Genomic DNA, 12,383 nt, shown 5'->3' with positions numbered 1-12,383 from the left:
TATCCCACCCTCAATCACAGTATTGGTCTGACTAAGTATTGGGCTTTGCGCTATTTTGGACGCTTACCCACCAGTACCGCCGAAACAGATTACGGTTAGTTGTGTACATCTAACTTCCTATGGCTTCCTTCAGACCCCACCGTTAGCCCGTGACGCCCTTGCCATTCGGATTGTCTTCCCCTTAGTCAGGGTGACTCCACTTTCTTTCAAGTGGACGGGTTTGCCAGCTTTGCTGGGCAAACAAAAAACCGGCTCATTGAACCGGCTCTATAAACAAGTCGCTAAATTACACGCTAAAAGGGTGTACTTTAATGATAGTTTCGTTACGGTCTGGGCCAGTAGAGATAATATCAACTGGAACACCCGTTAGCTCTTCAATACGCTTGATGTAATCGAGCGCTGTTTGAGGCAGCGCATCCAGAGACTTAGCACCGAATGTTGTTTCAGACCAACCAGGCATAGTTTCGTAAATTGGCGTAATGTTTTCATACGCATCGGCTGCCAGTGGTGATACTTCAGCCACTGAACCATCAGCCATTTGGTAACCAGTACAGATCTTGATCTCTTCCAAGCCATCTAAAACGTCTAGCTTAGTCATACAGAAACCTGTTACTGAGTTAAGTTGAATTGCGCGGCGCATGGCAACAGCATCAAACCAACCCGTACGACGTATGCGACCTGTCGTTGCACCAAATTCAGCGCCAACAGTACCTAAGTGTTTACCAACTGGATCTTGCTTTTCTTTACCGTCATACAGTTCGGTTGGGAAAGGACCTGAGCCGACACGAGTACAGTATGCTTTCGCGATACCCAGGATGTAACCTAAGTGACGAGGACCAAAACCAGAACCTGCAGCAACACCACCCGCAGTGGTGTTAGAAGAGGTTACGTATGGGTAAGTACCGTGGTCGATGTCGAGCAGAGTACCTTGAGCACCTTCAAACATGATCTTATCACCACGCTTACGCGCTGCATCGAGTTCGTCAGTTACGTCGATAATCATTGACGTTAATAGGTCAGCGTAACCCATTGCTTGCTCAAGTACGTCTTCGTAGCTTACTGGTTCAACTTTGTAGAAATGCTCGAGTTGGAAGTTGTGCAACGCCATAACTTCTTTTAGCTTCTCAGCGAACGCTGTGCGATCGAACAAGTCACCAACGCGTAGACCGCGACGAGCCACTTTATCTTCGTAAGCAGGACCGATACCACGACCAGTAGTACCAATGGCTTTATTACCACGAGCCGCTTCACGCGCCTGGTCTAGAGCAATATGGTAAGGAAGAATGAGAGGACAAGCTTCAGAAATGAAAAGACGCTCTTTAACAGGAACACCGCGGTTTTCTAAACCGGTCATTTCTTTAATTAGTGCATCTGGTGAAAGTACAACACCGTTGCCGATAATGCATTTCACGTTATTGCGAAGGATACCGGATGGAATCAAGTGCAGAACCGTTTTCTCGCCATCAATAACTAGAGTATGACCAGCGTTGTGACCGCCTTGATAGCGAACCACATATTTTGCATCTTCCGTCAAAAGGTCTACGATTTTACCTTTACCTTCATCACCCCATTGGGTGCCAAGAACGACTACGTTATTACCCATCTTTCCATTTCTGATTGCTAGTTAAAAATGGATTCTAGCACCGAATTTGATTCGTTGCAGTCATTTTTTAGGCAAAAAAGTTGGTTATTAAATAAGCTGAAAGATAATTCTTACATTTAAGCCGAAACATCATTCATCAGCATAAATTTTGACCTCAAGGCTACCTTTATTATCGATACTCGCTCGGTACATCCCTGAGCTATTCATCGCGAAGTGAATTTCGCCATTGGCATCTACAGCGATTAAGCCTCCTTCACCACCGATCGCTTTTAAATCACCATTGATAATGTGCTCGCAAGCGGTGTGAACATCTTCCTGCAAATAGCGCATTCTTGCCGCAACATCCCCCGCGACCATTTTGCGAATGAAGAACTCGCCCATTCCCGTTGTCGAAACCGCGACATTGCCATTCTCGGCAATAGTTCCTGCACCTATTATGGGGGAATCACCAATGCGACCATACTTTTTGTTGGTAATACCACCGGTGCTTGTCGCTGCAGCCAAGTTGCCTTGCTGATCAAGCGCTACGGCGCCAACGGTGCCAAATTTTTTGTCGTCTGGATACCGTTTCTCTGTCGAGTACTTAGCTTCAGATAAAGCAAACAGACCGTTTTCTTTCATCGATTGCAGTTGCTCATAACGGCGCTCAGTGAAAAAATAATCCTGTTCGGTGTATTCGTAGCCCAAACTAAAGGCAAACTCTTCAGCACCCTCTCCCATCAGTAGCACATGGTCGCTTTTCAACATCACATCACGGGCAAGTTCAATCGGATTTTTGATATGGCGAATACCCGTTACGGCTCCGGCATTCATCTCGCGGCCATGCATAACAGATGCGTCCATCTCAACCATTTCTTTATTGGTGAGAACGGAACCTTTACCAGCATTAAACTGTGGAGCATCTTCCAACACTTTAACCGCTGCCACTACCGCATCAAGCGCATCGCCACCTCGAGCCAAAATACCATGCCCAGCCTTTACCGATTTTTCTAACGCTGACAGAATTTCTGCTTTAAGTTCATCACTCATCTGTTCACGCAATATGGTTCCGGCACCACCGTGAATAGCGATAGAAAATGGTTGCGACATAAAATAGTCCTTAAGTCTTGAGCAAGAGATAATAAAAAAGCGCCAACCGATCTCTCGATTCGCGCTTTCCTTTATAGAGCCAGACGTTACTTATCGCAACCCCTAAACACTCTGATTAGTGGCAGTGACCGCCACCGCAGCAACCATCTTTGTGGTCATGGTCGTGATCATGGTGATGACCGTGACCACCACAACATTCGTGATCATCGTCATGACCGTGGCCGCCGCAACAACCCTCATGGTCGTGACCGTGACCACCACAGCCACCAGCTTGGTGTACGTGACCGTGCTCTAGCTCTTCAGATGTCGCTTCACGAACGGCAACCACTTCTACGTCGAAAGTCAATGTGTGACCAGCCAGCATATGGTTGCCGTCGACAACAACTTCATCGCCGTCGACTTCTGTAATTTCTACAGGGATTGGACCTTGGTCGGTATCCGCAAGGAAGCGCATACCCACTTCGATTTCGTCAACACCTTGGAATACGTTTGCAGGAACGCGTTGAACAAGATCATCGCTGTGCTCGCCGTATGCATCTTCAGGTGCGATAGTTGCAGTGAACTTGTCGCCTGCTACTTTGCCTTCTAGCTCTTTCTCAAGGCCAGTGATTAGGTTGTTGTGACCATGTAGGTAATCAAGTGGTGCTTCCACAGTAGATTGGTCAACAACGATGCCATCTTCAAGTTTTACTTGGTAAGCAAGGCTTACAACCACGTTCTTTTCAATTTTCATAACAGCTCCAGGGCGGTTTTGGTGCTTCTAGACACATTAAGTCATGTCTAAAAATAATCTAACGATGGATATTATGGGGATCGTGAGCAGAAACTCAATTATTCTGGCTTAAAAATGCCGATCATTTGTTCTTGCCCGTGTTCACTTTTCTCTACAGATTTCGGTTTACGCTGCTCTGAATAGTCACATTCAACGCATTCCACCAACTCTATATTGTTCTCTATCCACCAGCGCAGAGTATCTTGAGCTTTACAACTCGGGCAACTTGCCCCGGCAATAAAGCGTTTTTTTATGTTCACGTTTGGGCTTCCTACTACTTTACGACTCAGTTTCTCACTGACTTCTTTCTTCTAACTGAACGATTATCGATCAATGAATTTTAGCTTTAATCTTTTTCCCAATAGCGACGAGATTGTCTGTCACCATCCATCTCACGCCCAAAAATTTCTTCTAGCTCTTTGCGGGCTTCTTTGGCTCTTAGGTTGAGCTGTTTACCTTCATTGTGCTGCGGTAGCAACTCTTTGAGCATCGCCATGTCGAGTTTCCGAAAATGCGCTTCGGCTCGCTTTGCCTCGTAGGGATGCATGCCCAGTGAGATAAGCGTTTGTCGACCGAGATCTAACGCGCCCAAAAAAGTCTCACGGGAGTAGCGCTCCACCCCATGGTTCATCAACTGATAAGCTTCAACCCGACTTCGTGCGCGAGCCAGTATTTTCAACCGGGGAAAATGATGTTGACACAGCTCGACTATTTTCACTACTTCATCAGGTGCATCGGTACAGATCACAATCGCTTCTGCTTGGTCAGCACCCGCGGCTCGCAGAAGCTCAAGTTGAGTCGCATCACCATAGAATACTTTATATCCGTATTTACGTAGTAATTTTATTTGGCTGGCATCGCTTTCCAATACGGTTATTTTGATCTTGTTGGCATACATCAAGCGGCCAACAATTTGCCCAAAGCGTCCGAAACCGGCAATGATGACTCTGGGTTCTTTATCGAAAATATTCGGATCCAGCACTTCGTCATCGGCGCTATTTAAATTACGGGCAAACCAACGATTCTGCGCGGAAAGCAATAATGGTGTGGTCACCATCGATAAACTCACCACGACGAGTAGAAATGCCACTTGTTCAGATCTTAGCAACCCTTGATGGCTCGCTGCGGTGAAAATAACAAAGGCAAATTCACCACCTTGGCTCAAAATTGCTGCCATACGGCTGCGCGCCTTTGCCCGAGTGCCAGAAAAACGGGCTAACACATAAAGCAGCAAGCCTTTGACGGTCACCAAGCCAATGACAGCTAGCAAAATACTTAACGGTTCAAGTGCGAGCAGCCCTAAATCGACCGCCATACCGACAGAGATAAAAAACAGGCCCAACAGTAAACCTTTAAAAGGCTCAATGGCAATTTCAAGTTCATGACGAAATTCACTTCCGGCTAATAACACTCCAGCCAAGAAAGTTCCAAGCGCCATCGACAAACCTAATTGTTGCATCAGCAATGCAATGCCGATAACCAGCAGTAACGCGGCTACGGTGAATAGCTCTCGCACTCCGCTCAAGACGACATAGCGAAACAATGGGCTTAACAACCAGTGACCGCCCACCAGCAAACCGACGATGCCACACAACATCCAAACCACATCAAGCCAGCTTCCGCCTGTATTTCCCGCCAACACAGGTAACAGTGCCAACATAGGAATGACGGCGATATCCTGAAACAGCAAGACCGCAAAGCCCGATTGCCCAGTTTCACTACGAGATAAGCCTCGTTCTTCTATCACACGCAGTGCAATAGCGGTGGAGGAGAGCGCGAGCCCCATACCGATCACTAAACTGCTTTGCCAACCGATACCCATTAGTGAAATAAGACTGGCAATCACGGCGGTGGTGACGACCACTTGTGCGCCGCCTAAGCCCAAAATGGGACCACGCATTTGCCATAATTTTCTCGGATTCAACTCTAAGCCAATCAGAAACAGCAGTAGCACCACGCCAAACTCAGCAAAGTGCATAATTGCTTCAACATCACTGATTAAACTCAATCCCCAAGGACCGATAATCACGCCAGCTAACAGATAACCCAGCACCGAACCTAACCCTGCTCTTTGCGCCAAAGGCACAGCCACAACCGCTGCGGTAAGAAAAACGGCGGTACTTGGCAGGAAACCACTACCTAATTCAGCCATGGTGTTCTCCTTGCTCAGTCAGTGGATTGAGTAACCATTGTTGATAAGCTTCGGCATGTTGATAGCGTTCAACATCACTGACATTACGCGACCAATACAACACCAAGGGCTCTATCCATTGCATACGACACAGCGCCGCTGTCAGTTCGAAGGGTTGTAAAATGTCTTTCAGTGGATAGCGGTTATAACCTTTTTCGCCAAAGGCATCGAGATTACCACCAGTGGTGATCACGCTGCGCCAGACTTTGCCCTGCAATGCGCTGTTATTACCAAAGGCAAACCCTTTCGCCAAGATTCTATCCATCCACTCTTTAAGCAGCGCCGGACATGAATACATGTACAGTGGGTGTTGAAAGACAATCACATCATGCTCGAGTAAACGTTGGCGTTCTGCTTGAACATCGATGAAAAAATCTGGATAAGTCGCATAGAGATCGAGTACGGAGACATGCTCAAGTGATGAGATCTTTTTGATCATCACCTGATTAGCAATAGAGTGATGCGGCTCAGGGTGAGCATAAATCACTAACACTTTGGGCTTGTGTACAGCAGACGGCGTATTTTTTGTCATTCCTTGACGGCACTCCGTAACGTTATCAAATCGGTAACTGTTGCTTAGCAAGCATAACGTAAATTGCATAATGATCGACATTCATCCTCGTTGCCCCTACTATTCTGGGCGAAATCTCAACGGCAACTCAATTAACAGCTAAAACAAATTTATGATTATCTTCTCGGACATCCAATTACTACGTGGCGGAAAGCCTCTGCTCGACCAGGCATCGGCAACCATTAACCCAGGCGACAAGGTGGGTTTAGTGGGTAAAAACGGTTGTGGTAAATCCACCCTGTTTGCCCTCTTGAAAGACGAACTGTCTATTGATGCTGGCTCATTCAGCAAACCAGCCCAATGGGAGTTAGCTTGGGTTGCGCAGGAAACATTGGCTTTAGAGCGCAGTGCTTTGGAATACGTCATCGATGGTGACCGGGAATATCGTGATTTAGAGCGTCAACTCACTGAAGCTGAGCATGCCGACAACGGCACACTTGTTGCCGAGCTACACGGAAAAATCGAAACCATCGGCGGTTACAGTATTCGCGCTCGAGCTTCGGAACTGCTGGACGGTCTCGGCTTTAGCCAAGAACAAATGTCATGGAACCTCACTCAGTTTTCCGGTGGTTGGCGCATGCGCCTCAACCTTGCTCAAGCCCTGATCTGCCGTTCAGATTTACTGCTTCTCGACGAACCAACCAACCACTTAGATCTGGATGCCGTGATGTGGTTAGAGCGTTGGTTACAAAGCTATCCGGGAACCCTGATCCTGATTTCTCACGACCGGGATTTCCTCGACCCGATCATCAGTCGCATCATTCATATTGAGAACCAGAAGCTCAACGAGTACACAGGTAACTATTCGTCGTTTGAAAACCAACGTGCGCAAAAAATGATGCAGCAGCAAGCGATGTACCAGAAGCAGCAAAAGCAGATGAGCCACATGCAAAGCTACATCGACCGCTTCCGCTACAAAGCCTCTAAAGCCCGTCAGGCACAAAGCCGAATTAAAGCACTAGAAAAAATGGAGAAGGTGCTGCCAGCTCAGTTCGACAACCCATTCAGCTTTGAGTTTCGCGAGCCTTCGGCACTGCCGAATCCCATTTTGATGATGGACGATGTGAGCGCGGGATACGGTGACAAGCTCATTCTAGAGAAGATTCGTCTTAATTTAGTCCCGGGCAGCCGTATCGGTCTGCTTGGCCGCAACGGTGCGGGTAAATCTACCTTAATCAAGCTGCTATCCAACGAGCTAGCGCCACAAGGTGGCGATCTCACTTATTCGCAAGGCGTGAAGATCGGTTACTTCGCTCAGCACCAACTTGAAACGCTTCATCCACAAGAGACGCCTTTGCAACACATGATGCAAATCGCGCCAGAGAAAAACGAATTAGAACTGCGTAACTATCTGGGTAGTTTTGGCTTTAATGGCGATAAAGCATTGGAAAAAATTGGTCCGTTCTCCGGTGGTGAAAAAGCTCGCTTAGTGCTTGCTCTAATTGTGTGGCAAAAACCAAACCTGCTATTACTTGATGAACCCACCAACCACCTTGATTTGGATATGCGTCAAGCCTTGACTCTGGCACTGCAAAGCTTCGAAGGCGCAATGGTCATTGTCAGTCACGACCGCTACCTACTTCGTGCAACAACCGATGATTTGTATTTGGTTCATGATCGCCAAGTGGCGCCATTTGACGGTGATTTAACCGATTACTACAAATGGCTTCAGGAGCAACAAAAAGCCGAACGCAAAGAACAACAAGCGCAAGTTGCGCCAAAAGATAACGCCAATAGTGCTGCTGCCAAAAAAGACCAAAAACGTCGTGAAGCAGAACTGCGTAAGCTGACTGCGCCAATTCGCAAAAAGCTGACACAACTCGAAGCGAAAATGGATAAGTTGAACAACATTGTCGCGGACTCAGAACAACAATTATCGGAGTCCTCACTGTATGATGCAGAAAACAAAGCTAAACTTAACCAAGTTCTCGCGACCCAAGCTCAGGCAAAATCCGAACTCGAAGAGATCGAAATGGAGTGGATGAGTGAGCAAGAAACGCTGGAAGAGATGGAACAGGAGTTCAACAGTCAATGAGCCAAGAGCACGTCAGAATTTCACTCACGTTGGAACGACTATGGCAATTCAGTTTGCAGTACTACAGCGTGCGAGAAGTCAAAGAGGCGTGCTTACACCTGCAAAACCACTATAACGGCAACGTAAATTTGCTGCTGCTGCTCAAATGGCTTGATGAGCAGCAGGTGGCATTTCAAGAGCACGACTGGCAAACGGTAAGCGAATGTCTCGGTCGTTCGGAGACCCTGCTACACAGCTATAGAGAACTAAGGCGAAAACTCAAAACAACCTTGCCAGATACACTCTATCGAGAGGCGTTACAGTTTGAACTTCAACTGGAAAAACAGCAGCAGTCAGATTTGGTGGATTGCATTAATAACCTTCCACTGATTAACAACAATGATGCGCCTTTGACACAACGTTACTGTCGCCAGCTCGGTGCCGAAAATCTCGCTCAGCAATTTGCCAAACCCGCACCAAAACACTGAACCTACCCGACGGTTTAATTACGTATATACTCAATATAAACAGAATACTTGGAGTTGCAGTAGCCAGCGCTGCAGCATTAAATAGGCAAAGATAACTATATTAAATTAGATGGTTAGACGATGACCCAATTTGTTGCCGCTACAGGCTTGAAAAATCCGCATTTACAGACTTTAGTACCACGCTTTATTCGTAAAAAGGCGCTATTTGAACCGGTCTGGCAAACCTTAGATACGCCAGACGGTGATTTTCTCGATCTCGCGTGGAGTGAAGACGCTCATAGCCAAAGTGCAGCTAAAAAGCCAATATTCATCTTATTTCATGGTCTGGAAGGTTGTTTTTACAGTCCTTACGCCAATGGGCTAATGCAAGCCTTTGCTAAAGATGGCTGGCTATCGGTAATGATGCACTTCCGGGGTTGCAGCGGTAAACCGAATAATTTGGCTCGAGCCTATCATTCTGGTGAGGTAGAAGATGCCCGTTTTGTACTGCAATATCTGCGAGAGCAGTTCCCGCATCGAACCATTGTCGCGACGGGTATTTCATTAGGCGGCAACATGTTAGTGAACTATTTGGCCGATTATAACCAAGATCCGATAATCACCGCCGCGACTGTCGTTTCAGCCCCTTTGGACTTAGCCGCTTGCGCGCAACGAATTGAACACGGATTTTCCAAAGTTTATCGCCGTTATCTGGTCTCTTCGTTAAAGAACAGCGCAATGAAAAAGCACCATCTACTTAAAGGTGAACTGGGGCTTTCCTATCAGAGCATTAAACGGGTCACTCACCTCAGTGACTTCGACGATTTGATCACTGCGCCACTGCATGGGTTTAAGAATTCCCAAGACTACTACGAGAAGTGCTCCGGCATTAACAAACTACAACAGATCAAAATACCGACGCAGATCATTCATGCCAAAGATGACCCATTTATGAACGATGCCGTGATCCCCAAGTTCATCCTACCCGACAACATAGACTATCGTTTATTCGAGCAAGGCGGACATGTTGGTTTTGTCTCCGGAAGTATCCTTAAACCTGAGTTTTGGTTAGAAAAAGCCTTACCCGCTTACTATGAAAGCTTAAAAGACCTCAAGGTTTAACCCTATTCAGCTCGTTGGTTAATGGACGACTGAACGCCAAAAATCAGCAGCAACACAGTTCAACAACAAAACAATATAGGTTTACGAGTAAGTTATGATTGTACCTTGGCAAGATATTGCACCTGAAACACTAGACAATCTCATCAGTGAATTTGTGCTTAGAGAAGGTACAGACTACGGTGAAGTTGAGGTCTCTCTGGCGCATAAAATAGAACAAATAAAAGCTCTATTAAGAAACGGAGAAGCCGTTATTGTTTACTCTGAACTGCATGAAAGTGTTGATATCAAAGTTAATAATCGATAATCCGTGACAATTTAAATTCCATGTTATAGTGGCTGCTACTCGGGCGGTGAAAAGGTTTCAGCGCCTTCTTTTAGGATCTATAGACAAGGCTAGTCATGTCAGCAAAACACCCAATAATTGCCGTAACTGGTTCATCAGGTGCCGGCACTACTACAACGTCAGAAGCATTCCGCAAAATGTTCAATATGATGAGTATCAAACCCGCTTGGGTTGAAGGTGATAGCTTTCACCGCTTCACTCGTCCCGAAATGGACATTGAGATTCGTAAAGCCCGTGAACAAGGTCGCCATATTAGCTATTTTGGTCCAGAAGCCAATGACTTCGCGACTTTAAGCGAGTTTTTCCGTCAATACGGTAAAGCGGGTACGGGTCAAATTAGACGCTATCTGCACACCTTTGACGAAGCGGTTCCCTACAATCAAATGCCCGGTACCTTTACCCCATGGCAAGAGCTGCCAACCAATACGGATGTGCTGTTCTATGAAGGGTTACACGGCGGGGTAGTCGATGGTGAAGTGAATGTGGCTCAGCATGTCGATTTTTTGATCGGCATGGTACCTATCGTCAACCTGGAGTGGATTCAAAAATACGTGCGCGACACTCGTGACAGAGGCCATTCTCGCGAAGCCGTCATGGATTCAATCGTCCGCTCAATGGACGACTATTTGAACTACATTACCCCGCAGTTCTCGCGCACTCACATTAACTTCCAACGTGTACCGACGGTCGATACTTCTAACCCACTCAATGCTAAAGGTATCCCTAGCCTGGACGAAAGTTTTGTAGTTATCCGCCTACGTGGAATTAAGAACGTCGATTTCCCTTACCTGTTGGCAATGATCGACGGTTCCTTTATGTCTCGGCATAACACCATAGTGGTTCCTGGAGGAAAAATGAGTTTCGCCATGGAATTAATTGTAAGACCGATCCTACAACAACTGATTGAGGCGGGTAAAATTGGCTGATCAAAATACCGTTTTACGCTTTAGTTTCGATACCGTGACCATGTGCACATTTTTGCGTACGAAATCATGGCAGTGACACGATTAAAATCAAGAAAAAGTTGCCGAAAAAGGATACTATTCTTAACCGAAACACAAGATAGCTTGCAGCGACCATTAAGTCCTCTTATTCTAGTAAATCTATTTTAAGCTTTGCTAAATATGGATAGCAGCAAGCGTACCCTGCAGAGGAAGTGAGATATTATGGTTCTAGGTAAACCTCAAACCGACCCAACATTAGAGTGGTTTCTTTCACATTGTCACATTCATAAGTACCCTTCAAAAAGCACGCTGATTCATGCGGGCGAGAAAGCAGAAACTTTGTACTACATTGTTAAAGGTTCTGTTGCGGTACTGATTAAAGATGAAGAAGGAAAGGAAATGATCCTTTCTTACCTAAACCAAGGTGATTTCATCGGTGAACTTGGCTTGTTTGAAGAAGGTCAAGAGCGTACAGCATGGGTTCGAGCTAAATCTCCATGTGAAGTTGCAGAAATTTCATTTAAGAAATTCCGTCAGCTTATCCAAGTAAACCCAGATATTTTAATGCGCCTTTCTGGTCAGATGGCTCGCCGTCTACAAGTAACAAGCCAGAAAGTTGGTGACCTTGCGTTCCTAGACGTAACGGGTCGCATTGCTCAGACGCTACTTAACCTAGCGAAACAACCTGATGCAATGACTCACCCAGATGGCATGCAGATCAAGATCACTCGTCAAGAGATCGGCCAAATCGTTGGCTGTTCACGTGAGACAGTGGGTCGAATTCTGAAGATGCTTGAAGAGCAGAACCTAATTTCAGCTCACGGTAAGACTATCGTTGTGTACGGAACTCGTTAATAGTTAGCACTATGACAAAAATTCAAAAGCCACCTTCGGTGGCTTTTTTTATTTATGCTTGTGACCGGTTTCTCGTTCCCACGGTCCCCCGTGGGAATGCATACCAAAGCCAAAATAGGCAGTTATACCAATTTCACTATTAATCTGACTTTCTGTGAGTCAAATATGCATTCCCACGCAGTGAAGTGACCCCATAAAGTTGGACATTTCTGTTAAGCGGCTTGCAAGGCCTGATTTCGATATTCTATCGGAGTCAGGCCTTTAAATTTCACCTTAATCCGTTTTGTATTGTAATACTCTATATATTCTTCGATATTTGCAATCAGTTCATCAGCATCAGTGAAGCTTTGACCGTGATACATCTCTGTTTTGAGTAAAGCGAAGAAGTTTTCAGCCACTGCATTATCTAAAC

The 12,383-nt window shown here is 46.1% G+C and carries 13 protein-coding genes; 6 read left to right on the top strand and 7 right to left on the bottom strand.

Annotated features, from left to right (window positions below):
* Positions 1–286: 286 nt before the first annotated feature.
* The 6 genes from ACK5MF_RS14880 to kefG all read right to left on the bottom strand — a co-directional run bounded on the left by ACK5MF_RS14880 (position 287) and on the right by kefG (position 6,187).
* On the bottom strand, positions 287–1,603 hold the full coding sequence (locus tag ACK5MF_RS14880) for an adenylosuccinate synthase (protein WP_416923369.1): 1,317 nt from the start codon (positions 1,601–1,603) through the stop codon (positions 287–289).
* A 129-nt stretch (positions 1,604–1,732) separates the two neighbouring features.
* On the bottom strand, positions 1,733–2,692 hold the full coding sequence (locus ACK5MF_RS14875; protein ID WP_416923368.1) for an isoaspartyl peptidase/L-asparaginase family protein: 960 nt from the start codon (positions 2,690–2,692) through the stop codon (positions 1,733–1,735).
* Between the two features lie 115 nt (positions 2,693–2,807).
* Complete coding sequence (gene slyD / locus ACK5MF_RS14870; RefSeq protein ID WP_416923367.1) at positions 2,808–3,425, bottom strand: peptidylprolyl isomerase; 618 nt, start codon at positions 3,423–3,425, stop codon at positions 2,808–2,810.
* Between the two features lie 98 nt (positions 3,426–3,523).
* Entirely contained in the window at positions 3,524–3,724 is a 201-nt protein-coding gene (locus ACK5MF_RS14865) for a YheV family putative zinc ribbon protein (RefSeq protein WP_165310133.1), read from the bottom strand.
* A gap of 86 nt (positions 3,725–3,810) precedes the next feature.
* Entirely contained in the window at positions 3,811–5,616 is a 1,806-nt protein-coding gene (gene kefB, locus ACK5MF_RS14860) for a glutathione-regulated potassium-efflux system protein KefB (protein ID WP_416923366.1), read from the bottom strand.
* Positions 5,609–6,187 (bottom strand): glutathione-regulated potassium-efflux system ancillary protein KefG, encoded by a 579-nt coding sequence (gene kefG / locus ACK5MF_RS14855; protein WP_416923370.1) that lies wholly within the window; start codon positions 6,185–6,187, stop codon positions 5,609–5,611. The genes kefB and kefG overlap by 8 nt, the downstream gene beginning before the upstream one ends.
* A gap of 151 nt (positions 6,188–6,338) precedes the next feature.
* Here kefG and ACK5MF_RS14850 point away from each other — a divergent pair, with 151 nt between their 5' ends.
* The 6 genes from ACK5MF_RS14850 to crp all read left to right on the top strand — a co-directional run bounded on the left by ACK5MF_RS14850 (position 6,339) and on the right by crp (position 11,971).
* The gene (locus ACK5MF_RS14850; RefSeq protein ID WP_416923365.1) at positions 6,339–8,261 is read left to right on the top strand and encodes an ABC transporter ATP-binding protein; all 1,923 of its coding nucleotides are present in this window, start codon (positions 6,339–6,341) and stop codon (positions 8,259–8,261) included.
* Complete coding sequence (locus ACK5MF_RS14845) at positions 8,258–8,728, top strand: TIGR02444 family protein (RefSeq protein WP_416923364.1); 471 nt, start codon at positions 8,258–8,260, stop codon at positions 8,726–8,728. Before ACK5MF_RS14850 ends, ACK5MF_RS14845 begins: the two co-directional genes overlap by 4 nt.
* Positions 8,729–8,848: 120 nt before the next feature.
* On the top strand, positions 8,849–9,829 hold the full coding sequence (locus tag ACK5MF_RS14840) for a hydrolase (RefSeq protein ID WP_416923363.1): 981 nt from the start codon (positions 8,849–8,851) through the stop codon (positions 9,827–9,829).
* 94 nt (positions 9,830–9,923) lie between these two features.
* Entirely contained in the window at positions 9,924–10,133 is a 210-nt protein-coding gene (locus ACK5MF_RS14835; RefSeq protein WP_416923362.1) for a YheU family protein, read from the top strand.
* Between the two features lie 95 nt (positions 10,134–10,228).
* Positions 10,229–11,098: a phosphoribulokinase gene (locus ACK5MF_RS14830; protein ID WP_416923361.1), complete on the top strand. Its 870-nt coding sequence runs from the start codon at positions 10,229–10,231 to the stop codon at positions 11,096–11,098.
* A gap of 240 nt (positions 11,099–11,338) precedes the next feature.
* Positions 11,339–11,971, top strand: coding sequence for a cAMP-activated global transcriptional regulator CRP (gene crp / locus ACK5MF_RS14825; protein ID WP_004728582.1), 633 nt, complete (start codon positions 11,339–11,341; stop codon positions 11,969–11,971).
* A 212-nt stretch (positions 11,972–12,183) separates the two neighbouring features.
* Here the strand turns inward: crp and ACK5MF_RS14820 are convergent.
* Positions 12,184–12,383 (bottom strand): IS3 family transposase (locus ACK5MF_RS14820; protein WP_416921183.1); only part of this gene is annotated, 200 nt, incomplete at its 5' end.

Origin of the sequence: Vibrio sp. (assembly GCF_047973365.1) — a bacterium.
Lineage (GTDB): Bacteria > Pseudomonadota > Gammaproteobacteria > Enterobacterales > Vibrionaceae > Vibrio.
Note: the sequence above shows the minus strand (reverse complement) of the source record. Positions and strands in the feature narration are given on the sequence as shown.